The sequence below is a fragment of the Microbispora sp. H11081 genome (genome assembly GCF_012999535.1).
In the GTDB taxonomy this organism is placed as follows: domain Bacteria; phylum Actinomycetota; class Actinomycetes; order Streptosporangiales; family Streptosporangiaceae; genus Microbispora.
On the sequence record NZ_JABBWV010000001.1, the window covers coordinates 567,688 to 593,074 of the forward strand.

The window sequence follows — 25,387 nt, forward strand, 5'->3', positions numbered from 1 at the left end:
TCAGGTGATGTCTTCCTCGTACAGGTCGTACGGCTCCTGGCCGAGAGCCTCGGCCAGGAGCTTGCCGGCGAACGGGATGACCTCGTCGACCGTGATCCGCCGGCCGGTCTCGGCCGACAGCGATGTGACGCCCGCGTCGTCGTCCCCGGTGATGCGGGTGTACCAGCTCAGGTCGTTGACGCAGTTGAGCGCGAACCCGTGCATGGTGACCCCGCCGGAGACCCGGATGCCGATCATGCCGAGCATGCGGTCAGGCAGCCCAAGCGCGGGATCGCCGGGCACCCACACCCCGCCGCGGCCCTCCACCCTGCGCGCGGTCAGCCCGAAGTCGGCGCAGACCTGGATGAGGACCTCCTCCAGCACCCGGACGTAGGAGACCACGTCGTCGATGCGGATGATCGGATAGCAGACGAGCTGCCCGGGACCATGCCAGGTGATCTTCCCGCCCCGGTCCACGTCGATGACGGGCGTGCCGTCGGCCGGCCGCTCGTGCGGCAGCGTCCGCTTGCCCGCGGTGTAGACGGGGGCGTGCTCCAGCACGAGACACAGGTCGGAGATCTCGCCGGCCACCCGCCGGGCGTGCAGCCGCCGCTGCAGGGTCCAGGCCTGCTCGTACGGCACGTCGACACCCAGGCGGACGATGGCCACGCCCTTCCCGTTCCCATCGTCCTTCACGTTCACAGCGTAGAGGTGAGCAGCCGGGGCTCGATACGCAGCTCCTTGACCGCGGCGCCGTCCCGCTCGATGCGGTAGGCGTAGCCCGCCGGGTCGATGGTCACGGCCTGGATGAACTCGGTGCCCACGTAGTGCAGCGCCACGCCCTCGTCGGCGGCGTACCCCTCGGGCAGCTCGCCCGAGGCGACCGACTCGTGCAGCAGCGCCCGCCGCTGGGGGTCGGAGTTGTAGTGGACGCCGCAGGAGTAAGGAAGCAGACCGAGGCCCTCTGCCCAGGGCCGCAGCCGCGGCCCGAACGAGTCGGTGTTGCCGCCCACGTGCCAGCACAGCGCGCCCGCGCTCTGCCCGGAAAGCACGATCCCCGACCGCCACGCCTCGGAGAACGCCTCGTCCAGGCCGTGCAGCCGCCACAGCGCGGCGAGGTTGGCGACGCTGCCGCCGCTCACGTAGATCGCGTCCTGCTCCAGGATCCACTCGCGGGGGTCCTCGACGTTCGGCATCGGGAAGACCGTGAGGTGGCTCACCTCCACGTCCCAGCGGGCGAACGCGCCGTACATCTTGAGCAGCCACTCGGCGTCGTCGCCCGTGGCGGTGGCGAGCAGGCCGAGCTTGGGCCGGTCCTGCCCGGTCAGGTCGAGGACGTAACGCAGCAGCGCGGTCGGCTCGATGAAGCCGTACCGCTCGGTCTGCCGGAACGACCCGCCCCCGATGGCGACGATGTGCGACTGCCCGATGCGGCTCATGCCCACCACTCCCGTTCCCGGATCGAATGACTCCTTAGAGTACGGCGGACAGCGCCTCGCCGATGGTGGGATGGGCGAACCTGTGGCCCGCGTCGAGCAGCCGGCGGGGGAGCACCCGCTGCCCGGCGAGCAGGGCCTCCTCCGCGAACTCCCCGAGCGCCAGGCGCAGCGCGAAGCGCGGGGCGGGGACCGGCATCGTCGGGCGCCGCAGCGCCTTCGCCAGCGCGGCCGTGTATTCGGCGTTGGTCACCGGCTCGGGAGCCGTCAGGTTCACCGGCCCGTCGAGGTCGTGCGCCAGCAGGAAGCGGGCCGCGTCCACCCAGTCGGGCAGCGAGATCCACGAGACGTACTGCCTGCCGTCGCCGAGCACCGCGCCCGCGCCCATCTTGAAGAGCGGCAGCATCCGGGCGAGCGCGCCGCCCCGGCCGCTGAGCACGACGCCTGACCGCATCAGCGACACCCGCAGGCCCGCCTCCGCGGCGGGCGCCGTCGCGGCCTCCCATTCGCGCACGAGACCGGCCAGGAAGCCCGTGCCCGACGGCGCGGACTCGTCCACGGCCCGGTCGCCGGTGTCGCCGTAGAAGCCGATCGCGGAGGAGGACAGCAGCACCCGCGGTCCCCGCTCGGCGCGGGCCAGCGCCTCCGCGAGGGTGCGGGTGCCGCTGACGCGGCTGTCCACCAGCTCCCGCTTGTACGCCTCCGACCACCGGCGGTCGCCGATCCCGGCGCCGGCCAGGTGGACGACGGCGTCCGCGCCCTCCAGGGCCCCGGGGTCGAGCACCCCGTTCGCCGGGTCCCAGAAGCGCTCGTCAGGCCCGGAGGGAGGGCGTCGCACCAGCCGGCGCACCTCGTGCCCGTCGGCCCGCAGCGCGTCGGCCAGGGCCGTTCCGAGCAGTCCCGAGGAGCCCGTCACCACTGTCGTCATCGTGTTCACGTATGGATCATTACCCGCGGAAGGAGCGGTCGCGCGGCGCGCGGGCCCTTCGGGGGCCGCCGCACCCGCACCCCGGCCCGGGCCGGAGACGGCGAGGGCCGCCCCGCGAAAGCGCGGGACGGCCCCGTGGCGTCCGGGCGTACGGCTCGCGCCGCGGCCCTGGTGCGGCTACGCCAGGCCGAGCTGGGCCTCGAAGCGGCCCTCCTCCAGACGGTGCTTGATCGTCGTGAGGAAGCGGGCGGCGTCGGCCCCGTCGACCAGGCGGTGGTCGTAGCTGAGCGCGAGGTACACCATCGAGCGGACCGCGATGACCTCGCCCTCCGGGGTGTCCACGACGACCGGGCGCTTGACGACCGCGCCGGTGCCCAGCATGCCGACCTGCGGCTGGTTGAGGATCGGCGTGTCGAACAGCGCGCCCCGGCTGCCGGTGTTGGTCAGCGTGAACGTGCCGCCGGTGATCTCGTCCGGGCTCACCTTGTTGGTGCGGGTGCGCTCGGCCAGGTCGGCGATCTTGCGGGCGAGCCCGGCGATGTTGAGGTCGCCCGCGTTCTTGATCACCGGGACGAGCAGGCCGCGCTCGGTGTCGGTCGCGAAGCCGAGGTGCTCGACGTCGAAGTAGGTGACCTCGTTGGTCTCGCTGTTGATCGTCGCGTTCAGCTTCGGGTGCTGCTTGAGCGCCTCCACCGCGGCGATCGCGAAGAACGGCATGAACGACAGCTTGACGCCCTCGCGCCGCAGGAACTCGCCCTTGGCCCGGTCGCGCAGGCGCGCGATGCGGGTGACGTCGACCTCGACGACCGTGGTGAGCTGGGCCGAGACCTGCAGCGACTCCACCATGCGCTTGGCGATGGTCTGCCGCAGGCGCGACATCTTCTCCGTACGGCCGCGCAGCGTGGTGTCCACCCGCACCTCCGACGCGGCGGGCGCCGCGGCGGCGGGGGCGGCGGGCGCCTGGGCGGGAGCGGGCGCGGCCTGGGGAGCGGCCGCCGGAGCGGCGGCAGCGGCGGCCTGCTCGCGCTGGACGCGGGCGGCCTCGATCACGTCCTGCTTGCGGATCCGGCCGCCGACGCCGGTGCCGGTCAGCGCGTCGAGGTCGACGCCGTGCTCCGCCGCGAGCTTGCGGACCAGCGGCGTGACGTACGGGCTCTCACCGGACGACGGCAGCGGGGTCGGCTCGCTCGGCTGCGCGGCCGGGGCGGGCGCCTGCGGCTGCGGAGCGGGGGCCTGCTGGGCCGGGGCGGGCGCCGGCGGCGGCGTCACCACGGCGGGCGCGGGCTGCGGGATCGACGAGATCGGCGCCGCGGGCTGGGCGGGCGCGGGCTCGGGCGCCGCCGCCTGCGCGGGGGCCGGGGCGGGCTCGGGCTCGGGCTGCGGGGCGGGAGCCGGAGCGGCGGGCTCCGGGGCGGCCGGAGCGGCGCCGGCCTCGGAGTCGATCAGGGCGAGCTCCGCGCCGACCTCGACCGTCTCGTCCTCGGCCACAATGATCTTGGTCAGGTAGCCCGCGGACGGCGAAGGGATCTCGGTGTCGACCTTGTCGGTCGACACCTCGAGGAGCGGCTCGTCGGCCTCGACGCGGTCGCCTTCGTTCTTCAGCCAGCGGGTGACGGTGCCCTCGGTAACGCTCTCGCCGAGCTGGGGCATGGTTACGGAGACCGGCATGGTGTTGTCTTCTCTCGCGTTCGCTAGGAGGGCTTCAGTTGTGGACGTGCAGCGGCTTGCCGGCCAGGGCCAGCATCGCCTCGCCGAGGGCCTCGGACTGGGTCGGGTGCGGGTGGATCAGCTGGGCGACGTCGGTGGCCGTGGCCTCCCAGTTGAAGATCAGCTGGGCCTCGGCGATCAGTTCGCCCACCCGGCTGCCCACCATGTGGACGCCGAGCACCCGGCCGTCGCGCTCGGCGACGACCTTGACCTCGCCCTGGGTCTGCAGGATCTTGCTCCTGCCGTTGCCCGCGAGGTTGTAGCTCAGCTCGACGACGTCGTGACCGCGCTCGCGGGCGACCGACGTGGCGACGCCCACCGAAGCGACCTCGGGCTCCGAGTAGGTGATGCGCGGCACCCCGTCGTAGTCGATCGGCACCGGGTTGAGCCCCGCGATGTGCTCGGCGACCAGGATGCCCTCGGCGAAGCCGACGTGGGCGAGCTGCAGCGTGGGGATGAGGTCGCCCACGGCGTAGACGCCGGGGACGCTCGTCTGGCAGAACTCGTTGACGAGGACGTAGCCGCGCTCCATGGAGACGCCGTTCTCCTCGAAGCCGAGGCCGGCCGAGACCGGCCCGCGTCCGACGGCGACGAGCATGATCTCGGCGTCGAGGGTCTTGCCGTTCTCCAGCGAGACGACGACCCCGGTGTCGGTGGTCTTGACGCTCTCGAACCGGGTGCCCAGCTCGTACTTGATCCCGCGGCGGCGGAAGGCGCGCTCCAGCAGCTTGGAGCTGGACTCGTCCTCAAGCGGCAGCAGGTGCGGCAGCGCCTCGACGATCGTCACCTCGGCGCCGAACGAGCGCCACACGCTGGCGAACTCGACGCCGATGACGCCGCCGCCCAGGATGACGACAGAGGACGGGATCCGGTCGAGGACCAGCGCGTGGTCGCTGCTGATCACCTTCTCGCCGTCGATGTCCAGGCCGGGCAGCGACTTCGGCACCGAGCCGGTCGCCAGCACGACGTTGCGGCCCTCGTACACCTGGTCGCCGACCACGACGCGGTTGGGGCCGGCCAGGCGGCCCTCACCCTCGACCACAGTGATCTTCTTGCTCTTGATCAGCCCTGCCAGGCCCTTGTAGAGGCCGCCGATCACCTTGTCCTTGTACGAGTGGACGGCGGGGACGTCGATGCCCTCCAGACGGGTCCGGACGCCGAACGACTCGCTCTCACGGGCCTGGTCCGCCAGTTCGGCCGCGTGCAGCAGCGCCTTGGTGGGAATGCAGCCGCGGTGCAGACAGGTGCCCCCGACCTTGTCCTTCTCGATGAGGACGACGTTCATGCCGAGTTCGGCCGCCCGCAGGGCACAGGCGTACCCACCGCTACCGCCACCTAGGACGACGATGTCATAGGGGCCGCTGCCATCAGCCACTGGAATGCTCCTTGGTCGTTTTCGCACCGCCGGAAGGATCCGGCAGCATCCTTTCACTTGTCCCGGAAGATCGTGGCCCCGGGCCCGGGCCCGGTGGGCGCGGCGACACGGGGCCGTCCTCCGTTAAACAGTCCGCGTGGACGCGCCGTTCCCCGCGTAGTGCTCCGCGACCGCCACGAGCGTGCGGGTGATCGCGCCGGTGCCGCCCTTGGGGGTGTAGCCGTGCGGCTCGCCCTTGTTGAACGCCGGGCCCGCCATGTCGATGTGCGCCCACCGGACGCCCTCGGGCACGAACTCGCGCAGGAAGATGCCCGCGGCGAGCATGCTGCCCCACCGCTCGGGCTGGAGGTTGGCGATGTCGGCGACCGCGGAGTCGAGCCCCTTGCGCAGTTCGGCGGGCAGTGGCATGCCCCAGGCGCCCTCGCCCTGCTCGCCGGCGATGCGGACGACCTCCTCGCGCAGGGCGTCGTCGTTGGACATCACACCGGCCGTACGCCAGCCGAGCGCGACGATCTGGGCCCCTGTCAGGGTGGCCACGTCGATGATCACGTCGGGCTCGTCCTGTATGGCGCGGGCGATGCCGTCGACCAGCACCAGGCGGCCCTCGGCGTCGGTGTCGAGCACCTCGACCGTCTTGCCGCTGTAGGTGCGCAGGACGTCGGAGGGGCGCTGGGCGCTTCCCGAGGGCATGTTCTCCGCCAGGCAGAGATAGCCGACCGCGTTCACGGGCAGGCCCAGCCGGGCGATCGCGACGAGCGCGCCGAACACGGCTCCCGCGCCGCCCATGTCGGACTTCATCCAGTCCATGGAGGCGGCAGGCTTGAGCGACAGGCCGCCGGAGTCGAACGTGATGCCCTTGCCGACGAAGGCGACCTTCTTGGTGGCCTCGGGATGGCTGTAGGCGACGCGCACCAGGCGCGGCGGATTCACGGAGCCCTGGCCGACGCCGACGATGCCGCCGTAGCCGTCCTCCTTGAGCGCGACCTCGTCCAGCACCTCCACGGAAAGGCCCGTCCCGCCGCCGGTCTCCTGGACGATCTCGGCGAAGCGCGCCGGCCACAGGTCGGACGGAGGCGTGTTCACCAGGTCGCGCACGAGGGTGACGGCGTCGGCGAGCGTCGCCGCGCGGGCGACGGCCTCCTCGGCCCCGGCCGCGCCGGACAGGACGGCCAGCTCGCCGACCGGTTCCTTGCGGTCGCCGGTGGTGCGGTACCGCGTGAAGCCGTAGGCGCCGAGCAGGCCGCCCAGCGCGACGGCCTCCGCCTCGGCGGCGGTACGCGCGGGCAGGGCGAGCGCGGCGGACGCGGTGCCCGCGAGGGAGCGGACGGCGGCTCCGGCCGCGCGGCGCAGGGTCTCGGGATCGTAGTCGCCTTCGGGCGCGTCACCGAGCCCCACCACGACGGCGACGGGCGCGGGCAGCGCACCGAAGGTCGGGATCTTGGCGACTTCTTCGGGCTTGCCGGCGAACCCCATCGTGGTGAGGATCGCGGCGAGTCGTCCGTCCAGTGCCTGGTCGAGGCCTTCGCCGCCGGGGGCGGGACGGGGACCTTCCGGGGTCGTGTGGACGCCGATTATGAGAGCTGCGGTCTCGACGGAGACCGCGTCAGATGCGTTGATGCGCACTGTGGTCACGTGAGCCGATGCTAGCTGGGCTTACTCGGCTACGCATAAACGAGGGTCATCCTACCTATCGGCGGTCCGGATGGTGCCAATGAAGCTAGCACCATAGCCACATATCGGATAAATGGTGCTAATGTGAATAGCATCATGTTGCTCACGCTCGATCTCAACGATCCGCGGCCCCTGCACGAACAGGTGGCCGCCGCCGTCAGGCGCGCGATCGGGGCGGGGGACATCGCCCCCGGCGACCGGCTGCCGCCGGCCCGCGATCTGGCCGACGCGCTGGGCGTGAACGCGAACACGGTGCTGCGCTCGCTGCGCGACCTGCGTGACGAAGGGCTGCTGGAGTTCCGCCGAGGGCGCGGCGTGTCCGTGCTGCGCAGGCCGGACGGCCGTGAGGCGCTCAGGGCGCGGGTGCGGGACCTGCTCGACGAGGCCGCCGGATTCGGCCTCACCGCGGACGACGTCGTCGCCCTCGTCAGGGAACTCGTCGGGGACGGCATCGAGGACGGCATCGAGGACCTCGGCGGGGAGCCCCGCGAAGACCCCCGCGAAGACCTCGGCAAAGACCTTGGCAAGGACGCCAGCAAGGAGACGGCATGACCGACCGGCACGACAACCCCACAAGCGGCTTCACCGGCTTCCGCACCCGGCTCGTGGCGGCTGTCGCGGCATGGGCCGTACTGGTCGCCGCCGTGCTGGTGGCCGTGCCGCTGGCGTTCGCGGACCGCCTCCCCGACCCGCTGGCCACCCACTGGGGGACCTCGGGACGGCCCGACGGCTCCATGCCGTTCGCCGCCATGGTGCTCCTCGCCGTGGTGTGGGCCGTCGTCGCGGTGATCTGCCTCGGCGTCGCCGCGCGCGGCGCCACCCTGGTCCGCCGGGTGGCGCGCGCCTGGTTCTGCGCCGGGATCGCCTGGGCGGGCGGGTTCATGATCACCGCGCAGGCCGTGACGATCACCGCCAACCTCGACCGCGGTGACTGGACCCGTGCGGCGGGCCTGAGCTGGCAGGTCGTGGTGGTCGTCGCCGCGCCGGTCGCGTTCGGGGCGCTGGGCTGGCTCGCCGGACGGCGCGGCCCGGATGTTTCCACCCCGCCGCCGGCGGTGGGACCGCTGATCGACCTCGAACCGGGCAAGCGGCCGGTGTGGGTCTCCACCACCGCCGCCCCCTGGGCGGCCTGGCTCGCACTCGTCGCCGTCGCCGCCGCGGTTGTCGTCGCGGGCGTGGCACTGTCCGGCCGGTTCCCCGGCGGCTGGGGCGCCGTGACGGCACTCGCCCTCGTGGGCCTGATCGGGACGGTGCTGTCGTCGGTCTCGGTGCGGGTCGTCCCCGAAGCGCTGACCGTGTCCGTCGGCCCGCTGCGGTGGCCCTCGCGCCGGGTGCCGATCGAGCGCGTGGAACGGGCGTGGGTGGAGGAGCGGTATCCGGCCCAGGTGGGCGGATGGGGCTACCGCGGGCTCCCTGGCCGGGCCACGATCATGATCCGCGGCGGCGAGTGCCTCGTCGTCCGCTACACCTCGGGCGGTGAATTGGGCATCACCGTGGACGACGCCGCCGCGGGCGCCGCTCTCGTCAACGCCCTCGTCGCCCGCCGGCGCGCCTCCACGGAGAGGTGAGGACCGTGGGACGGCGGCACGCCGACGTCTGGCTGTTTCTCCTCGTCGCGTCGCGCTGACCGGCGCGTCCACTACCCCTCACACCAGCAGGGCGGCGACCAGCAGCGTGACAGTCGTGGCCGTCTCCACCAGGGCGCCGAGCACGTCGCCGGTGACGCCGCCCAGTCGCCGTACGGCCCGGCGGCGCAGCAGCGCGGCGGCCCCCAGCCCGGCGGCCATCGCCAGCAGCAGCCCGGCCACCGTGATCAGGTGCGGATCGTCCGACAGGCGGTGCAGCAATCCGGCGGGCCGCAGGCCCGCGTCGGCAGTGCCCTCGTAGAGGTTTCCTGGGGGCAGGTCCCGGACGGAATAGCTGGTGTAGCCGAAGGTGACCGCCGAATCGAACGGCCAGCAGTAGTCCAGCAGCGACGGGCCGGCGGCCGCCACGAGGGCGAGCACCGCCACGACGGCGGCCGTCGCGAGGGTGGCCCCGATCGCGGCGCCCCGCCGTACGGTGCCGGCGACGAGCGCGCCGAGGCCGGTGGGCCGGGCGGCGGGCACGCCCTCGCGGCAGGCCCAGGTGACGGCCAGCCTGCCGGTCGCCGCGGCCGCCACCAGCGCGACCCAGGCGACCACGTCGTCCCGCGACAGCACGGCCACCTGCACGAGCAGGGCGACCACGAGGGTGACGACCCCGAACGGCCCGATGTCGGAGCGCTTCATCACGTCGAGCGCGCCGTCGGCCGGCTTGCCGCTGCCGAGCCCGTCGGCAAGGTCCGCGAGGCCGTCCAGATGCAGGGCCCGCGTCAGCCACGCCAGCGTGCCGACCGCGAGGACGGCGCCGAGCAGCGGCGAGCCCGACACCGCGCCCGCGACCACGAGCACCACGGCGGCGACCACGCCGAGCAGCAGGCCGGCGAACGGCGCCAGCGACATCGCGCGTCCCGCCACGGCGCGATCGACCTCGACCGGCCGTACGGGGAAGACCGTGAAGATCCCGACGGCGAACCGCCAGGCCGCGGCCGGTCCGTTCATGCGGCCTTCCCGGCTGCCCGCGCCGGGTCCCGCCGTGCCTGCGGCGCGCGGGCGCGCACCGCGCCGTGATCAGTGATTCGCTCGCTCGTTCGGGGTTCGTCGGACACGAGCGCACAGCGTAGTTCTCACAGGGGCAACGGGACGACCCGCCCGGCGATCACGAGGGCGACGTCCTCGGACTCGCGGGCCAGGGCCTGGTTGAGGCGGCCGAGCGCGTCGCGGAACAGCCGGCCGGCGGGGGTGGCGGGGATCACTCCGAGGCCGACCTCGTCGCTCACCGCGACCACGCGGGCGCGGGTGCCGCGCCAGGCGGCCACCAGCGCGTCGCACCGCCGCGCCACGCGGCCTAGCGCCGCGCCGTGGTCGTCCGCGCGGTCGCCCTCCGGCCAGGCCGCGCACTCGTCGAACACGGCCGCGAGCCAGGTGCCGAGGCCGTCGACGAGGTACGTCCCCGTAGCGCCGGAAAGGACGGCCTCCAGGTCGGTGGTCTCCACGGTCCGCCAGTGCGCGGGGCGCCGCTCCCGGTGGGCCCGTACGCGGCCGAGCCACGCGGGGTCGTCGCCGCCGGATGGCCCGGTGGCGACGTAGGTCACCTCGGGTTCGGCGGCCAGGCGGAGCTCGGCCTCCTCGGACTTGCCGGACCGCGACCCGCCCAGCAGCAGCGTGCGGCGCGGCAGCGCGCCACCTCGCAGCGCCCCGGGCGTAGCCCCCTGACCGGCCGTGTCCGCCGAGCCGGCCGTGTCCACGACGGTCCCGTCGGGGACGACCGCCGCGCCCCAGAACCCGAGGCGGCGGGCCAGTTCGTCCTCGGTCGCGACACGGTGGTCGAGGCTCACCGCGATGATCCGCGTCGCGGGCGTGATCCGCCCGCGGCGGCGCAGGTCGCCCAGCCGCTCCGGCCGGTCGGGCAGGTCCATGAGCACCACGTCGAAGGGTGTGTCCGCGTCCCGCGCCCCCGCCGGCGGTCCCACCGAGCAGAGCAGCCGTCCGCCGTCCGGTCCGGTGACCTCGCAGCCGTCGGCGGTGTGGCGGATCAGGTAGCCGTCGGGCGGGCGGGCGTCGGTGAGCCGTACGCGGCCGTCGACCAGGACGGACAGCGGGCGGCGGTGGCCGGGGGCGAGCCGGCCGCAGGACGCGCACGGGCACGCGGGGTCGGGCCAGCCCTCCGGGCCCCCGGTTCCCTCCAGGCGGACCTCCATGCGTTCCTCCCCGGCGTCCTCGGCGATCGGCGGGCCCGACCCTAGCCGCGCCGGCGCGGGAGGTGGAGGCCGGGGCCGAGAGGATAGGGTCCGGCTGCACGGCCTTTGTGTCGTACCGGTCCCGGCGCGGGGACGGCGAGGAGTCGAAGGAGCGGGTGCGGATGATTTGGCGGTGGCGTTACGAGGACGCGAACGGCGGCGAGGTCACGGACCGGCCGCTGCCGAGGGAGATCTTCTCCAGCCAGTCCGACGCCGAGTCGTGGCTGGGGGAGAGCTGGCGCGAGCTGCTCGAGGCCGGTGTCGAGCAGGTGACGCTCATGGAGGACGAGCGGGTGGAGTACTCGGGGATGTCCCTGCGCGCCGAGTGAGCCCGGCGGAGGCAGGGACCGCGCGGCGGGCGCGGTCCCTGCCTACGTCACGACGCCGCCCGGTGGGCGGGAGCCGGGCGTCAGGGACGCGCGGCCGGGCTGACGGTCTTGCCCGGGTCGCGCTCGACGACCGTCCCGAGCACGTCGTCGATCTTCTTGAGCACCTCGGCGTCGAGCTTCACGCCCGCGGCCTTGACGTTGTCACGCACCTGCTCGGGCCGGGTGGCCCCGACGATGGCCGACGACACGTTGGGGTTCTGCAGCACCCACGCCACGGCGAGCTGGGCCATCGTCAGGCCCAGGTCGGCCGCGATCGGCTTGAGGTCCTGCACCCGGCTCAGCACGTCGTCCTGCATCAGCCGGCTGATGAAGCCCGAGCCCGCGGGGTCGGTCGCCCGGGACCCGGCCGGCGGCGGCTGGCCGGGCAGATACTTGCCGGTCAGCACACCCTGCGCGATCGGCGAGAAGACGATCTGGCCCAGGCCCTCCTTCTCGCACAGCGGCACGACCTCGGCCTCGATGACCCGCCAGAGCATCGAGTACTGCGGCTGGTTGGACACCAGCCGGTCGAAGCCCATCTCGTCGGCGATCTTCAGCGCCCGGGCGATCTGGTCGGCCGTCCACTCGCTGACGCCGACGTACAGCACCTTGCCCTGGCGTACGAGATCGTCGAAGGCCCGCAGGGTCTCCTCGAGCGGCGTCTCCACGTCGTAGCGGTGTGCCTGGTAGAGGTCGACGTAGTCGGTCTGGAGCCGGCGGAGCGACCCGTTGACCGACTCCACGATGTGCTTGCGGGAGAGTCCCCGGTCGTTCTTGCCCTCGCCGGTGGGCCAGTAGACCTTGGTGAAGATCTCCAGCGACTCGCGGCGCACGCCCTTCAGCGCGCGGCCGAGGACCTCCTCGGCCCTGGTCCCCGCGTAGACGTCGGCGGTGTCGAAGGTCGTGACGCCCTCGTCGAGAGCGGCGCGGACGCACTCGACGGCGGCGTCCTCCTCCACCTGCGATCCATGGGTGATCCAGTTGCCGTAGCTGATCTCGCTGACCATGAGGCCGCTGCGGCCAAGATGACGGTATTCCATGGTTCTGACCCTAGGTCATCCCGCCGGACAACCCTCCCGGGTGGTTCGCGGTAAAGTGCCGGGCGTGCGCCGGTTGATCATTTCCCGCCCCGTACGGCTGGCTCTGGCCGCCGCGCTGGTCGCCGGTGCCGCCGGGCTGGTGGTCGTCGTCGCACGCCGCCGTCGCGCCGCCGTGCCGGCGTCGTACCAGGTCCCGCGTCAGGTCCCGCGTCAGGTCCTGCGGGGGGGGCGCGGCGGACCGGGCAGGGCGCGGGCCGGAGCCGGTGCTCGGATGGCCCACGGCGAGCGACTTCGAGAGGTACGACCGGCCGGAGGGCGGCTCGCCGGTCGCCCGTCTCCTCGCCGGGTTTCCCCGGATCGGGTGGCCGCGCGGGGCGCGGACGCGCCGGTTGACGGCCGCGCTCGTGGCGCTCGGCCTGCTGGCCCTCGGCGCGCAACTGCTCGACGACGCCGTGTTCGGCCCGCGGACCGGGATATCGGCCGCGTTCCGGGTGGAAGCGGACGGCGGGCCGGGCCCCGTGCCGCCGTCCGCCTGGGCCGTCGCCGACGCGCCCCCAGCGGAGCCGGCTGGGCCGGTGGAGCCTGTCGGGCTGCCGTCCCGCGACCCCGTGTGCGCGCTCGGGCAGCCGGGGTCCACGACCCCCGTCGTACGGCCGATCTCCCGCCGCGTGACGACGGCGGTGAACCGGCAGTGGCGGCGGATAGAGAGATGGCTGCGGGCGCACGCGCCCAGGACGTACGCCTCGCTGAACGGGCCCGCCGCTCCACGGCTGGTGGCGAAGGCCGAGGCGCGCCTGGGGATGCCGATCCCCGACTCGCTGCGGGCCTCGCTGCTGCGTCACGACGGCGCGCGGGGGCCTGCGGCGTTCCGGCTCCCGCCGTCCCACCGGATCCTGGGCGCGCGGGGACTGGTCGCGTCCCGGCCGGAGGCCTGCGCGATGGGCGGAGGCCTCCCTGTCGCCCGCGGCTCGGGCGGCGACTACCTCGTGACCGGCCACACCACGGGCGGCGTGGGCTTCACCGGCCGGTCCGAGGACGAGTGGTCGTCGTACTACGCGCTGCTGAAGACCACGGCGGACGCACTCGCGGGCGACCACCCCATGGACGGCCCGGTCCCGGTGGTCCGGGAGGGCGTCCTGGGGTGGAAGTGAGGGCCCGGGTCGGATCGCCGCGTCAGATCGCCGCGGGCGTCGTCACCTCTTCGCGCCGGCCGTGTCCTTGAGGGCGACTGGGAGGCCGCCGGGCAGGACCGTGGGCTTGGGGAAACGCAGCCTGCGCATCTGGGACGAGCGCATCGCCGCGTAGAAGCCCACGCCCTTGAGGCTCTCGCCCGGGAACCGTGCCGCGGCCTCCTTCTTCACCCTGGCGGACACCCAGAAGGAGCTCGCGAGCACGAGCACCATCACGACCGGCAGGGACAGCGTGTAGACCGTGAGGACGACCGACCGCACCGGAATCGGGAACGGCACCATCGACATCAGCATGATGATGAAAACGACGGGCAGGAAGTACTGTCCGGGCAACCGCCGCGCGTCCACCCAGTCGCGGGCGAACTTGCGCACCGGGCCGCGGTCGCGGACCGGCAGCGCTCGCTCGTCGCCGCGCAGCATGGCTTCGCGTTGCTTGGCGCGTAGCGCCCTGTCGCGCTCGCGGGCGAGACGGTAGGCCTCCTTGCGGTTGGCCGGAGCGGTCACCGGGGAGCGGCGGCGGCCCTGCGCCTCGCTCCGCTTCGGGGTGGGACGGCCCTTCCCCGGGGTGCCGTGGGGCTTAGGATCCTCAACAGGGACGGGGGAGTCCTCCGGGGAGGTCTGGCTGCGACGTCGGAACACGTCGCTCAGCCTACCCGGAGTGCAACTTAGTGACGCCCTCGCGCGTTATGCGTAGGGTGAACCCAGGCGGTTACACCGCCTGACAAGGGGCTTGAGACGGCTGGGGTCACCCATGCACAACCTTGGAGAAGGGGACGGCCGACGCGCATGAGCGTGATGAAGAGACTTTCCATGATCTTCAAGTCCAAGGCGAACAAGGCCCTGGACAAGATGGAGGATCCGCGGGAGACGCTTGATTATTCCTACCAGCGTCAGCTTGAGCTGCTGCAGAAGGTCCGCAGGGGCGTGGCCGACGTGGCCACCAGCCGCAAGCGGGTAGAGCTGCAGATCAACCAGCTCGAGGGGCAGGCGTCGAAGCTCGAGAACCAGAGCAGGCAGGCTCTGGGGGCGGGGCGCGAGGACCTGGCCCGCGAGGCGCTGACGCGCCGCAACGGCCTCAACGCGCAGATCGCCGACCTGCGCATCCAGTACGCCAACCTCCAGGGTGAGGAGGAGAAGCTCACTCTCGCGAGTCAGCGGCTCCAGGCCAAGGTCGACTCCTTCCGTACGAAGAAGGAGACCATCAAGGCCACGTACACGGCGGCCGAGGCGCAGACGCGGATCAACGAGGCGTTCTCCGGCATCTCCGAGGAAATGGGTGACGTCGGCCTGGCGATACAGCGCGCCGAGGACAAGACGGCGCAGATGCAGGCCCGCGCGGGTGCGATCGACGAGCTGCTGGCCAGCGGCGCGCTCGACGACTTCACCGGGAAGCGTGACGACATCCAGGCGGAGCTCGACCGCATGGGCGGCGGCTCCGACGTGGAGCTCGAACTCGCCAAGATGAAGGCCGAGCTCGGCCAGGGCCCGGCGCCGAGGAGCGCGATCGAGCCCGGTCAGCCGGGTCAGGGCCAGGCCGCCCCGTCCAGCCAGCAGCACACACAGCAGCTGCGTCAGCCGGGGGAGGGACTGTGATCGTCAGAATCATGGGTGAGGGACAGGTCGAGATCGGCGCCGCCGACATCGACGTCCTGAACGAGCTCGACAGCGAGCTGGAGGCCGCGATCGAGTCCGGCGACGAGACCGACTTCCGCGCCAAGCTGCACGCGCTGCTCGACAAGGTGCGTCACGTGGGCAAGGCACTGCCGGACGACTCGCTTGAGCCGTCCGAGCTGATCCTGCCGCCGGCCGACGCCTCGATCGAGGAAGTGCGGGAGATGCTCGGGGACACCGGGCTCATCCCCGGCTGATGCCCCCCACGCGGTTCGCCCCTGATCGCGGGCTCACCGTCCGGATGACCGTGACGATGTTCCTGCTCGGGCTGCTCTACGTCGCGTTCGTGACCGTACTGGTCGTCGTGGGCGTACGCGCGGTCACCGTGCTCGTGATCGCCGGGGGTCTCCTGCTGGCGCAGTACTTCCTGTCCGACAAGATCGCGCTTTTCGCGATGGGCGGACGGGAGGTCTCCCCGCAGGAGGCCCCCGAGCTGCACGGGATCGTCGACCGGCTGAGCGCGATGTCGGGGACGCCGAAGCCGCGGGTGGCGATCGCGGACTCGGACATCCCGAACGCGTTCGCCACGGGGCGCAACCAGAAGAACTCGGTGGTCTGCGTGACGACCGGCATCCTGCGCAGGCTCGACGCGCGGGAGCTGGAAGGCGTGCTCGCCCACGAGATGTCCCACGTGGCCCACCGGGACGTGGCGGTGATGACCATCGCCTCGTTCCTGGGCATCGTGGCCGGCCTGATGACGCGCTTCGCGCTCTACACGGGCCTGGGCGGCCGGAGGAACGGCAACGGCCCCCCGATCGGCCTGATCATCTTCGCGGTCTCCGGCCTGGTCTACGGCGTCAGCTTCCTGCTGACGCGGGCGCTGTCGCGCTACCGCGAACTGGCCGCCGACCGCGCGGGCGCGCTGCTGACGCAGCAGCCGAGCGCGCTGGCCAGCGCCCTGGTGAAGATCAGTGGCGACATCGGCAGGATCCCGACGAGGGACCTGCGCGAGGCGCAGCCGTTCAACGCCTTCTTCTTCGCGCCGGCCGTCTCGGGCCAGAGCATCGCGTCGCTGCTGTCGACCCACCCGCCGCTGGAGCGCCGCCTGGAGGAGCTGTCCAGGATCTCCGCCGAACTCGGACGCGGGTGAGGGGGCGCTGATGGGCTGGTTCGACGCGCTGCTCGGCCGGTCCAAGCCCGCCAAGCCCGATCTGGACGCGCTGTTCGCGCTGCCGTCGGCCGCCGTCACGTTGCAGGCCGCCACCGGTTTCGCCCCCACGGGCACCGGCTCCGTGTGCTTCCGCGCGGCGGAGGGCGGCGCCTTCGCCCGGCTGGAGCAGGACATCGAGGCCCTGATGGGCAGGGTCGAGATCTCCAGGGACTCCTACGGCTACACCTGGCTCCTGGTGCGGAACCCCGACGTGGCCGGGCTCGTCACCGACCTGCACGCCGCCAACTCGTCCCTCGAGTCCGCCGGGTTCGGCCCTTCGCTGCTGTGCTCGCTCGTCGCGTTCTCCGGCCCCTCGCACCGGAAACTGGCGGTCGTGTACCTCTACAAGCGCGGCACCTTCTACCCCTTCGCCCCCGATGGCGGCTCCCGCCGTGACAACGCGCTCGAACTCCAGGTGCGCGGCGTCCTGGAGCGCGAGCTGAAAATCGAACCAGACCTGGCGAGCTGGTTCCCCGTCTGGGGCGCTCCTGGCCTTTGACCGTTTCTGGGAGTCTTCATGACCGAGTGGACCCACCTGCGGTACACCGAGGCGGCCGCCTCTGAGATCGACCGCATGGCAGGGGCCGTACGGGGCCGGGACGGAACCGTCCCCGTCCCCACCTGCCCTGGATGGGATCTGCGCGCAATGACGGAACACACGGGGTCGGTCCACCGGTGGGCGGCCGCCATGGTGCGTGACGCGGCGCCGCGCCGGTACGACCGCGAGGCCATGGACCACGGCTTCCCCGAGGACTTCGCCGAGGCCGCCGGCTGGCTGGAGGCGGGCGGCGTCCTGCTGACGGAGGCGCTGAAGAGCCGCGACCCGGAGACCGAAATGTGGGGCTGGGCGGGGGAGCGGAACGCCCGGTTCTGGTCGAGGCGGCAACTGCACGAGACCGTCGTCCACCGCGCGGACGCCGAGATCGCGCTTGGCGTCACCCCCCGGATCGACGAGGACGTCGCGGCCGACGGCGTGGACGAGTTCTTCGACGTGCTGCCGTACGCCCGGTGGCAGCCACGCGTCGCCGAGCTCAGAAGCGACGGGGAGGCGATCGCCTGGCGGACCGGCACGGGCCTGGCCTGGCTTGTCAGGCTGACCCGCACGGGGTTCGCCCACGAGAGGTCGGAAGGTCCTGCCGACGTCACCGTGACCGTGCCCACGGCGGGAGACCTGATGCTGACGCTGTGGAACCGGCGCGAGCCCGACGAGGTCCGTGGCGACGACGAGCTGCTGCGGTTCTGGCGCGAGCGCGCCCGGATCACCTGAGCCGCTCACCCCGGCCTCGCGGGGCGGCCACCCGGCTCCGCCGGACGGCCGCCCGCGCGGAGGTCACGGCAGGGCGAGCATGCGGTCGAGGGCGACCTTGGCCCAGTGGGTGGTGTCCGCGTCGACCGTGATCCGGTTGACGACCTCGCCGTCGGCCAGCGACTCCAGCGCCCAGACCAGGTGCGGCAGGTCGATGCGGTTCATGGTGGAGCAGTAGCACACGGTCCGGTCGAGGAATGTGATCGTCTTGTCCTGGAACCGGTTCGCCAGGCGGCGCACCAGGTTCAGCTCGGTGCCGACCGCCCAGGAGGACCCGGCGGGGGCCTCCTCCAGCTTCCGGATGATGTACTCGGTCGAGCCGACGAAGTCGGCCTTGTTCACGACCTCGTGACGGCACTCGGGGTGGACGAGCACGTTCACCCCGGGGATGCGGGCCCGCACCTCGTCCACGCACGCGGCGGAGAAGCGCCCGTGGACCGAGCAGTGGCCCTTCCACAGGATCATCTTCGCGTTCTCCAGCTGCTCCTGGGTCAGGCCGCCGTTCGGGCGGTGCGGGTTGTAGACCACGCAGTCGTCCAGGGACAGCCCCATCTCCAGCACCGCGGTGTTGCGGCCCAGGTGCTGGTCCGGCAGGAACAGCACCTTCTCGCCCCGCTCGAAGGCCCAGGTCAGGGCGCGCCGGGCGTTGGAGGAGGTGCACACGGCGCCACCGTGGCGCCCGCAGAACGCCTTGATGTCCGCGCTCGAGTTCATGTAGGTGATCGGCACCACGCGGTCGGCGACGCCGGCGTCCTCCAGGGCGTCCCAGCAGTCCTCCACCTGGGTGAAGGTCGCCATGTCGGCCATCGAACAGCCGGCGGCGAGGTCGGGGAGCACGACCGCCTGGTTGTCGCCCGTCAGGATGTCGGCCGACTCGGCCATGAAGTGGACGCCGCAGAACACGACGTACTCCGCCTCGGGCCGGGCGGCGGCCTCGCGGGCCAGCTTGAACGAGTCGCCGGTCACGTCGGCGAACTGGATGACCTCGTCGCGCTGGTAGTGGTGACCGAGCACGAACAGCCGGTCGCCCAGCCGCTCCTTGGCCACGCGTGCGCGCTCCACGAGCGTCGGGTCGGACGCGGGAGGCAGCTCGCCCGGGCAGTCGACGCCGCGTTCGCTGTGCGGGTCGGTGCCCTGGCCGAGGATGAAGAGCGGAAGGCCGGTCTCGGTGATCGTCACGACCACACCCCCTCGGGGACTTATCGTCTAACTGACGACTAATCATTACATATCGCTTCGGCTGGTTCGCCGGGGGTCGCCCGTGGCGTACGTGGAATGTGTAGGGCTGCACGGGTGTTGGTAGCGTCTAGGTAGGACGTCGGAACCAATCGACCGCCCGGAGGGCGGTTGGCGCAGACGCGGGAGTCAGCACATGACGGTTGAGAGCAGCGAGACCACTCAGCAGGGCCTGATCCTGACTGACGCGGCCGCCGCCAAGGTCAAGAGCCTGCTCGAGCAGCAGGGCGAGGAAGGGCTGCAGCTCCGGGTGGCCGTCCAGCCGGGTGGCTGTTCCGGTCTCCGTTACCAGCTCTTCTTCGACGACCGGTCGATGGACGGCGACGTGGTCTCCACCTTCGGCGGCGTCAACGTCGTCACCGACCGGATGAGCGCGCCGTACCTCATCGGCGCCACGGTCGACTTCGTGGACACCATCGAGAAGCAGGGCTTCACCATCGACAACCCCAACGCGACGGGGTCGTGCGCCTGCGGCGACTCGTTCAACTGACGGCGAGCGCGCGCCTCACGGCGGGCGTGGTGTGACATGTCAGCGCCCCGCGCGGATTGATCCGTGCGGGGCGTCGTCATGCGCCGAGACGGTACGCTCAGGAGGTTCTGCGGGATCCACGTCCCGCCCCCGTCTCCTGATGCTGACAACGAGGAGAATGACCCCGTGCGCATCGCAGTCACCGGCTCCATCGCCACCGACCATCTGATGACGTTCCCCGGCCGCTTCGGCGACCAGCTCATCGCCGAGCAGCTCGACCGGGTGTCGTTGTCGTTCCTCGTCGACGATCTGCAGATCCGCCGTGGCGGATGCGCGGCCAACATCGCCTTCGGCATGGGCTGTCTCGGCCTCACCCCGATCCTCGTCGGCGCCGTCGGCACCGACTTCGCCGACTACCGCTCCTGGCTTGAGCGTCACGGCGTCGACTGCGCGTCGGTCCACGTGTCCGAGCTGCACCACACCGCGCGTTTCCTGTGCACCACGGACGAGGACCACAACCAGATCGCCTCGTTCTACACCGGCGCGATGGCGGAGGCGAGGGAGATCGAGCTCGGGCCGGTCGCCGAGCGTCTCGGCGGGCTCGACCTCGTCCTGATCAGCCCCAACGACCCGGCGGCGATGGTGCGGCACACCGACGAGGCGCGCCAGCGGGGCATCCCGTTCGCCGCCGACCCGTCGCAGCAGCTCGCCCGCATGCCCGGTGACGAGATCCGCCAGCTCGTCGAGGGCGCGGCGTACCTGTTCAGCAACGATTACGAGCTGGGCCTGATCGAGCAGAAGACCGGCTGGTCGGACGGGGAGATCCTGGACCGGGTCGGCGTACGGGTGACGACCCTCGGCCCCAAGGGCGCCAGGATCGACAGGAAGGGCGAGCCGTCGCTGCACATCCCGCCGGCGCCCGAGCTGGGCAAGGCCGACCCGACCGGCGTCGGGGACGCGTTCCGTGCCGGGTTCCTCGCCGGCCTGGCCTGGGACCTGTCGCTGGAGCGCTGCGGTCAGATCGGCAACCTCACCGCCACTCACGTGCTCGAGCGGGTCGGCTGCCAGGAGTACGAGCTCAGCCAGCGGGTCTTCCTCGAGCGGTTCGCCGCGGCGTACGGAGCCGACGCCGCTAGTGAAGTGGCCGCCCACGCCCGCTGCCACCACGCGTGATCTTGTAGTTTGTCGCAGAGACGGCGGCCCACCTGGGCCTGCGTACTCCGTGATCATGCAGTCAAAGCGGCCATAGCGGGCTCACCTGCGGATTCGTTGTCCGTGATCTTGCACATGCAAGATCACGGACGGCGTTTCCGCTGGTCGGTCGGGGCGTGGCGGCGACTAGTGCAAGATCATGCACGTCATATGCGCAGGTCAGGGGTGGTCCGTGCGACAAACTACAAGATCACGTCAGTAGTTGCGGCGGACGTGGATGGACCAGCCGCCCTGCGGCAACTCGTAGCTCCCCACGTGCTCGTGTGACTTCAGCCTGCACCAGGCGGGAACGTCGGTGAACGCGGCGGGGTCGTCGGCCAGTACGGCGACCACGCCGCCCGTCGCCACCTGGTTGATCCGCTCGGCCAGCATGATGATCGGGATCGGGCACTTGCGGCCCAGGGCGTCGATCGTCAGCGCGGGCGGCTCCGCCGGCCTGGCCGGCGCGGCGGGCTCCGCTTCCCGGGCCGCCTCGGGAGACCGCCGGGCGCCGCCGCCCGTCCGTCTGCGCCACATCAGTGCACCCCCAAGCTCGACCGGATCCGCCGCACGATGTCCGGGAGCACCGCGAGGAACCGATCGACGTCGTCCTCGGGCACGCCACGGGGCAGCGATACCCGCACATTCCCATGCGTAAGCACGCCCATTGCCTCCAGGACGTGCGATGGACGAAGCGTACTCGCCGTGCAGGAGCTTCCGGACGAGACGGCGAAACCGGCCTTGTCGAGTTCTGTCAGCAGCGCCTCGCCCTCGACGTACAGGCAGGAGAACGTCACGAGGTGGGGCAGCCGCAGGTCCGGGTCGCCGACGACCTCCACGTCGGGCACCAGGCGGGGCACCTCGGCACGGATCCGCTCGACCAGGGCCGACAGCCGCCTGCCCTCGGCCTCCGCCTCCTCGGCCCGGGCGCGCAGCGCCGCGGCGGCGGCCACGATCGCCGGCACGTTCTCGAACCCGGGCACCCGCCGCCGCTCCCGCTCGTCCTCGGGCAGCGGGGAGCGCCAGCGCACGCCCTTGCGCACCGCGAGCACGCCCACCCCGGCGGGGCCGCCCCACTTGTGCGCGCTCGCGGTGAGGACCGACCAGGCCCCGGGGAGCGGCACGCGGCCCGCCGACTGCGCGGCGTCGACCAGCAGCGGCACGCCGGCCTCCCGGCAGGCGAGCGCGGCCTCCTCGACCGGCTGGAGCGTCCCCACCTCGTGGTTGGCCGTCTGCAGGCACGCCAGGGCCGTGCCGGGCCGCGCGACGGCCTCGGCGAACCGCCCGGCGTCCACCCGGCCCGTACGGCTCACGCCCACGAGCTCGACCTCGCCGCCCGCCCGTTCGTGGACCTCGCCCGCGTGCAGCACGCTGGAGTGCTCGACGGCGCTCGCCACAAGGCGGGTCCCGGCCCTGCGGCGGCCGGCCAGGGTGCCCAGCACTCCGAGGTGTACGGCCTGCGTCCCCGAGGTGGTGAACGACACCTCGTCGGGCCGGGCGCCGAGCAGTTCGGCTACCTCCGCCCTCGCTCGCTCCAGTAACATCTGGGCGCGGCGCGCCGTGCCGTACAGGCGGGCGGGATCGGCCCAGCCGGCGTCGATCGCCGTCAGCAGGGCGTCACGGGCCGCGGGGTGAAGAGGTTCGGTCGAAGCCGCGTCCAGGTAGGCCACAGTTAGGACATTAACGGGGGCTGGTCAGGGGGGCGGCGCCGGTCCGCGCTAATGTGTCCCCCAGCGTGAACTCAACCAAGTAAAGGGCAGACCGGCCAGAACGTTCGCGCCGGTCTCACCTCAGGGTCAATTGGAAAAACCGCCCATGAGAGGAACTCTTGGGCTTCATCTGTGGGGTAGGCGATCCGTGAGTCCGACCCGCCGTACGACACGGCGACCGTGGGCACGCCGCCGGTTGCCCGGAGCCGCCGCCGTGGCGCTGCTGGTGGCGTCCGGCACGGCGTGTAGCAACCAGGCCATCGATCAGTGGTCCCGTGGGGGCATGCCGGAAGGTGTCACCAAGCAGGCCGGCATCATCCAGACGCTCTGGAACGGGAGCTGGATCGCGGCTCTCGCCACCGGCGTGGTCGTCTGGGGGCTGATCCTCTGGGCGTGCATCTTCCACCGCAAGAAGAAGAACAGCCCCGACCAGCTGCCCCCGCAGGTGCGGTACAACCTGCCGATCGAGATCCTCTACACGGTGGTCCCGGTCATCATGGTCGCGGTCTTCTTCTACTTCACGGCCCGTGACGAGACCGAGATCATGCGGATGGACGCCAACGCCCCGGTCAAGGTGGCCGTCGAGGGCTACCAGTGGAGCTGGCGCTTCACCACGGAGTACCAGGGTCAGAAGGCCGTGGTCGAGGGCGTGCCCGTCGACCTCAGCAAGCAGAGCACGGAGACCCCGCAGGGTCCGCAGCTCGTGCTGCCGGTCAACACCCAGGTGGAGTTCGACCTGCACTCGCCCGACGTCATCCACTCGTTCTGGGTGCCGGCGTTCCTGTTCAAGCAGGACGTCTTCCCGGGCAACGTGCGCAACCACTTCCAGATCACGACGCTCGACAAGACGGGCGTCTTCGTCGGCCGGTGCGCCGAGCTCTGCGGTAGCGACCACAGCAAGATGCTGTTCTCCGTGAAGCTCGTCCCGCAGGCCGAGTTCGACCAGTACATCAAGAGCCAGGCGGGGAGTGCGCAGTGACCGCCATTCAGGAACCGGTCGGCGTCGCCCCGCGGCCCTACACCAAGGGCACGGTCATCGCCAAGTGGCTGTCCTCGACCGACCACAAGGTGATCGGGCACCTCTACCTGATCACGTCGTTCATCTTCTTCCTCATCGGCGGCCTCATGGCGCTGGTGATGCGGGCGGAGCTCGCGCAGCCCGGGCTGCAGGTCGTCAGCAACGAGCAGTTCAACCAGCTGTTCACGATGCACGGCACGATCATGCTGCTCATGTTCGCGACGCCGCTGTTCGCGGGCTTCGCCAACGAGCTGATGCCGCTGCAGATCGGCGCCCCCGACGTGGCGTTCCCGCGGCTGAACATGGTGAGCTACTGGCTCTACCTGTTCGGCAGCACGATCGCCGTCGCCGGCTTCTTCACCCCCGGTGGCTCCGCGTCGTTCGGCTGGACCGCGTACGCGCCGCTGTCGAACGCGGTGACCTCGCCCGGCCTCGGCAGCGACCTGTGGATCATGGGTCTGGCGCTGTCCGGCCTCGGCACCATCCTCGGCGCGGTGAACTTCATCACCACGATCCTCACGATGCGTGCCCCCGGCATGACGATGTTCCGGATGCCGATCTTCACCTGGAACATCCTGCTGACCAGCATCCTGGTGCTGCTCGCCTTCCCGGTGCTGGCCGCCGCGCTGCTCGCCCTGGAGGCGGACCGGAAGCTGGGCGCGCACATCTTCGACTCGCCCACCGGCGGGCCGATGCTGTGGCAGCACCTGTTCTGGTTCTTCGGCCACCCCGAGGTCTACATCATCGCGCTGCCGTTCTTCGGCATCATCACCGAGGTCCTGCCGGTCTTCAGCCGTAAGCCGATCTTCGGGTACGTCGGCCTGGTGGGCGCCACCATCGCCATCGCGGGTCTGTCCGTCACCGTGTGGGCCCACCACATGTTCGTGACAGGCCAGGTGCTGCTGCCGTTCTTCTCCTTCATGACGTTCCTCATCGCGGTGCCGACCGGGGTGAAGTTCTTCAACTGGATCGGCACGATGTGGCGAGGGCATCTGTCATTCGAGTCGCCGATGCTGTTCGCGGTCGGCTTCCTGGTGACCTTCCTCTTCGGTGGTCTGACCGGTGTCATCCTCGCGTCGCCTCCGCTGGACTTCCACGTGAGCGACACCTACTTCGTCGTCGCGCACTTCCACTACGTGATCTTCGGCACCGTGGTGTTCGCGATGTTCGCGGGCTTCTACTTCTGGTGGCCGAAGTTCACCGGCAAGATGCTGAACGACAAGATCGGCAAGCTGCACTTCTGGCTGCTGTTCTTCGGCTTCCACCTGACCTTCCTGGTGCAGCACTGGCTGGGTGTCATCGGCTTCCCCCGGCGGTACGCCGACTACTCGGCCACCGACGGCTTCACCGACCTGAACATGATCTCCTCCGTCGGTGCGCTCCTGCTGGGCCTGTCCACCCTGCCGTTCTTCTACAACGTCTGGGTGACGTGGCGGAAGGCGCCCAAGGTCACCGTGGACGACCCGTGGGGCTTCTGCGGCTCGCTCGAGTGGGCGACCTCCTGCCCGCCGCCGCGGCACAACTTCACGTCGCTGCCGCGGATCCGGTCCGAGCGCCCGGCGTTCGACCTCAAGTACCCGCACATCACCGCCAAGCCTGAGCTGGTGGAGGAGTCCCGATGAAGATCCAGGGATGGATGTTCCTGCTCTGCGGCGTCTTCTTCGCCGCCGCGGACGTGGTCTACTGGTTCTGGTCGAAGGAGCCGACCGGCACCACCGCCATGGCGATCTCCGTCGGCCTGGCCCTCATGATCGGCTACTACCTGCTGTTCACGGCGCGCCGCATCGGCGACCAGCCGGAGGACAACAAGGAAGCCGAGATCAGCGACGGCGCGGGCGAGATCGGCTTCTACAGCCCGCACAGCTGGTGGCCGCTGTTCGTCTGCCTTTCGGCCGCGCTGACGTTCTTCGGCTTCGCGGTCGGCTGGTGGCTGTTCTTCATCGGCGTGTTCTGCACGCTCATGAGCATGATCGGCTTCGTTTTCCAGTACTACCGGGGCAACTTCTCGCACTGATCCCGTGAACCACACCGGACGGCCGGTCGGCGATCTCGCCGACCGGCCGTCCGTGTTCTTTGCCCGCGTGCGGTGCGCGGACAGCCCGAGCGGTACGCCAATGGGGGTA

27 protein-coding genes are annotated in these 25,387 nt (G+C 71.5%); 14 read left to right on the plus strand and 13 right to left on the minus strand.

Features of this window, described 5'->3' with window-relative positions; all coding sequences use genetic code 11:
- The 6 genes from lipB to HHX31_RS02500 all read right to left on the minus strand — a co-directional run bounded on the left by lipB (nucleotide 1) and on the right by HHX31_RS02500 (nucleotide 7,057).
- Entirely contained in the window at nucleotides 1–675 is a 675-nt protein-coding gene (gene lipB, locus HHX31_RS02475) for a lipoyl(octanoyl) transferase LipB (RefSeq protein ID WP_311931227.1), read from the minus strand.
- Between the two features lie 2 nt (nucleotides 676–677).
- Nucleotides 678–1,418 carry a peptidase E gene (locus HHX31_RS02480; RefSeq protein ID WP_169944591.1) on the minus strand — a complete coding sequence of 247 codons (741 nt, stop codon included), beginning with the start codon at nucleotides 1,416–1,418 and terminating at the stop codon, nucleotides 678–680.
- A gap of 34 nt (nucleotides 1,419–1,452) precedes the next feature.
- Nucleotides 1,453–2,343: a TIGR01777 family oxidoreductase gene (locus tag HHX31_RS02485; protein ID WP_169945544.1), complete on the minus strand. Its 891-nt coding sequence runs from the start codon at nucleotides 2,341–2,343 to the stop codon at nucleotides 1,453–1,455.
- A 177-nt stretch (nucleotides 2,344–2,520) separates the two neighbouring features.
- Entirely contained in the window at nucleotides 2,521–4,011 is a 1,491-nt protein-coding gene (sucB, locus tag HHX31_RS02490) for a 2-oxoglutarate dehydrogenase, E2 component, dihydrolipoamide succinyltransferase (RefSeq protein ID WP_169944592.1), read from the minus strand.
- Between the two features lie 34 nt (nucleotides 4,012–4,045).
- Nucleotides 4,046–5,425, minus strand: coding sequence for a dihydrolipoyl dehydrogenase (gene lpdA / locus HHX31_RS02495; RefSeq protein ID WP_169944594.1), 1,380 nt, complete (start codon nucleotides 5,423–5,425; stop codon nucleotides 4,046–4,048).
- Nucleotides 5,426–5,548: 123 nt separating this feature from the next.
- The gene (locus HHX31_RS02500) at nucleotides 5,549–7,057 is read right to left on the minus strand and encodes a leucyl aminopeptidase (RefSeq protein ID WP_169944595.1); all 1,509 of its coding nucleotides are present in this window, start codon (nucleotides 7,055–7,057) and stop codon (nucleotides 5,549–5,551) included.
- A 123-nt stretch (nucleotides 7,058–7,180) separates the two neighbouring features.
- Between HHX31_RS02500 and HHX31_RS02505 the strand changes: the two genes are divergently transcribed.
- Nucleotides 7,181–7,648, plus strand: a complete 468-nt coding sequence (locus tag HHX31_RS02505) for a GntR family transcriptional regulator (protein ID WP_311931232.1) — start codon at nucleotides 7,181–7,183, stop codon at nucleotides 7,646–7,648.
- Nucleotides 7,645–8,664: a DUF1648 domain-containing protein gene (locus HHX31_RS02510; RefSeq protein WP_169944597.1), complete on the plus strand. Its 1,020-nt coding sequence runs from the start codon at nucleotides 7,645–7,647 to the stop codon at nucleotides 8,662–8,664. Before HHX31_RS02505 ends, HHX31_RS02510 begins: the two co-directional genes overlap by 4 nt.
- Nucleotides 8,665–8,742: 78 nt before the next feature.
- Here HHX31_RS02510 and HHX31_RS02515 read toward each other — a convergent pair whose 3' ends face one another.
- Both HHX31_RS02515 and HHX31_RS02520 read right to left on the minus strand, forming a co-directional pair.
- Nucleotides 8,743–9,678, minus strand: coding sequence for an adenosylcobinamide-GDP ribazoletransferase (locus HHX31_RS02515; protein ID WP_169944599.1), 936 nt, complete (start codon nucleotides 9,676–9,678; stop codon nucleotides 8,743–8,745).
- Nucleotides 9,679–9,803: 125 nt separating this feature from the next.
- A complete protein-coding gene (locus tag HHX31_RS02520) occupies nucleotides 9,804–10,877 on the minus strand; it encodes a bifunctional adenosylcobinamide kinase/adenosylcobinamide-phosphate guanylyltransferase (RefSeq protein WP_169944601.1) in 1,074 nt (357 codons plus the stop codon).
- Between the two features lie 107 nt (nucleotides 10,878–10,984).
- Here HHX31_RS02520 and HHX31_RS02525 point away from each other — a divergent pair, with 107 nt between their 5' ends.
- Nucleotides 10,985–11,245 (plus strand): hypothetical protein, encoded by a 261-nt coding sequence (locus HHX31_RS02525; RefSeq protein WP_396709689.1) that lies wholly within the window; start codon nucleotides 10,985–10,987, stop codon nucleotides 11,243–11,245.
- 80 nt (nucleotides 11,246–11,325) lie between these two features.
- Here HHX31_RS02525 and HHX31_RS02530 read toward each other — a convergent pair whose 3' ends face one another.
- A complete protein-coding gene (locus tag HHX31_RS02530) occupies nucleotides 11,326–12,324 on the minus strand; it encodes an aldo/keto reductase family protein (protein WP_169944602.1) in 999 nt (332 codons plus the stop codon).
- A gap of 263 nt (nucleotides 12,325–12,587) precedes the next feature.
- On the opposite strand from HHX31_RS02530, the gene HHX31_RS02535 reads away from it, so the two are divergent.
- Complete coding sequence (locus HHX31_RS02535; RefSeq protein ID WP_169944603.1) at nucleotides 12,588–13,475, plus strand: hypothetical protein; 888 nt, start codon at nucleotides 12,588–12,590, stop codon at nucleotides 13,473–13,475.
- Between the two features lie 42 nt (nucleotides 13,476–13,517).
- On the opposite strand, the gene HHX31_RS02540 is transcribed toward HHX31_RS02535, so the two are convergent.
- Entirely contained in the window at nucleotides 13,518–14,153 is a 636-nt protein-coding gene (locus HHX31_RS02540) for a DUF3043 domain-containing protein (RefSeq protein WP_169944604.1), read from the minus strand.
- Nucleotides 14,154–14,300: 147 nt separating this feature from the next.
- Here HHX31_RS02540 and HHX31_RS02545 point away from each other — a divergent pair, with 147 nt between their 5' ends.
- The 5 genes from HHX31_RS02545 to HHX31_RS02565 are packed head-to-tail and all read left to right on the plus strand — an operon-like array spanning nucleotide 14,301 to nucleotide 17,602.
- Complete coding sequence (locus HHX31_RS02545; RefSeq protein ID WP_169944605.1) at nucleotides 14,301–15,107, plus strand: PspA/IM30 family protein; 807 nt, start codon at nucleotides 14,301–14,303, stop codon at nucleotides 15,105–15,107.
- Nucleotides 15,104–15,382 (plus strand): PspA-associated protein PspAA, encoded by a 279-nt coding sequence (locus HHX31_RS02550; RefSeq protein WP_169944606.1) that lies wholly within the window; start codon nucleotides 15,104–15,106, stop codon nucleotides 15,380–15,382. Before HHX31_RS02545 ends, HHX31_RS02550 begins: the two co-directional genes overlap by 4 nt.
- The gene (gene htpX / locus HHX31_RS02555) at nucleotides 15,382–16,275 is read left to right on the plus strand and encodes a zinc metalloprotease HtpX (RefSeq protein WP_169944607.1); all 894 of its coding nucleotides are present in this window, start codon (nucleotides 15,382–15,384) and stop codon (nucleotides 16,273–16,275) included. Before HHX31_RS02550 ends, htpX begins: the two co-directional genes overlap by 1 nt.
- A gap of 10 nt (nucleotides 16,276–16,285) precedes the next feature.
- The gene (locus HHX31_RS02560; RefSeq protein WP_169944608.1) at nucleotides 16,286–16,834 is read left to right on the plus strand and encodes a PspA-associated protein PspAB; all 549 of its coding nucleotides are present in this window, start codon (nucleotides 16,286–16,288) and stop codon (nucleotides 16,832–16,834) included.
- An 18-nt stretch (nucleotides 16,835–16,852) separates the two neighbouring features.
- Nucleotides 16,853–17,602, plus strand: a complete 750-nt coding sequence (locus tag HHX31_RS02565; RefSeq protein ID WP_169944609.1) for a maleylpyruvate isomerase family mycothiol-dependent enzyme — start codon at nucleotides 16,853–16,855, stop codon at nucleotides 17,600–17,602.
- 63 nt (nucleotides 17,603–17,665) lie between these two features.
- On the opposite strand, the gene nadA is transcribed toward HHX31_RS02565, so the two are convergent.
- Nucleotides 17,666–18,820 carry a quinolinate synthase NadA gene (gene nadA, locus HHX31_RS02570; protein WP_311931240.1) on the minus strand — a complete coding sequence of 385 codons (1,155 nt, stop codon included), beginning with the start codon at nucleotides 18,818–18,820 and terminating at the stop codon, nucleotides 17,666–17,668.
- Nucleotides 18,821–19,013: 193 nt separating this feature from the next.
- Between nadA and erpA the strand changes: the two genes are divergently transcribed.
- Both erpA and HHX31_RS02580 read left to right on the plus strand, forming a co-directional pair.
- Nucleotides 19,014–19,367 carry an iron-sulfur cluster insertion protein ErpA gene (gene erpA, locus HHX31_RS02575; protein ID WP_079313357.1) on the plus strand — a complete coding sequence of 118 codons (354 nt, stop codon included), beginning with the start codon at nucleotides 19,014–19,016 and terminating at the stop codon, nucleotides 19,365–19,367.
- A gap of 165 nt (nucleotides 19,368–19,532) precedes the next feature.
- Nucleotides 19,533–20,519 (plus strand): carbohydrate kinase family protein, encoded by a 987-nt coding sequence (locus HHX31_RS02580; RefSeq protein ID WP_169944613.1) that lies wholly within the window; start codon nucleotides 19,533–19,535, stop codon nucleotides 20,517–20,519.
- A gap of 234 nt (nucleotides 20,520–20,753) precedes the next feature.
- Here HHX31_RS02580 and HHX31_RS34015 read toward each other — a convergent pair whose 3' ends face one another.
- Nucleotides 20,754–20,975 carry a sulfurtransferase TusA family protein gene (locus tag HHX31_RS34015; protein ID WP_225898452.1) on the minus strand — a complete coding sequence of 74 codons (222 nt, stop codon included), beginning with the start codon at nucleotides 20,973–20,975 and terminating at the stop codon, nucleotides 20,754–20,756.
- 98 nt (nucleotides 20,976–21,073) lie between these two features.
- Nucleotides 21,074–22,207 (minus strand): cysteine desulfurase family protein, encoded by a 1,134-nt coding sequence (locus HHX31_RS02590; RefSeq protein WP_169944615.1) that lies wholly within the window; start codon nucleotides 22,205–22,207, stop codon nucleotides 21,074–21,076.
- 322 nt (nucleotides 22,208–22,529) lie between these two features.
- Between HHX31_RS02590 and coxB the strand changes: the two genes are divergently transcribed.
- Genes coxB through HHX31_RS02605 form a run of 3 tightly spaced genes read left to right on the plus strand, consistent with a single transcriptional unit; the run spans nucleotide 22,530 to nucleotide 25,278 of the window.
- Nucleotides 22,530–23,225 (plus strand): cytochrome c oxidase subunit II, encoded by a 696-nt coding sequence (gene coxB / locus HHX31_RS02595; protein ID WP_249345344.1) that lies wholly within the window; start codon nucleotides 22,530–22,532, stop codon nucleotides 23,223–23,225.
- Nucleotides 23,222–24,886 (plus strand): cytochrome c oxidase subunit I, encoded by a 1,665-nt coding sequence (gene ctaD, locus HHX31_RS02600; RefSeq protein WP_169944618.1) that lies wholly within the window; start codon nucleotides 23,222–23,224, stop codon nucleotides 24,884–24,886. The genes coxB and ctaD overlap by 4 nt, the downstream gene beginning before the upstream one ends.
- Nucleotides 24,883–25,278, plus strand: coding sequence for a cytochrome c oxidase subunit 4 (locus HHX31_RS02605; protein ID WP_169944620.1), 396 nt, complete (start codon nucleotides 24,883–24,885; stop codon nucleotides 25,276–25,278). Before ctaD ends, HHX31_RS02605 begins: the two co-directional genes overlap by 4 nt.
- The last annotated feature ends 109 nt before the right edge of the window (nucleotides 25,279–25,387 follow it).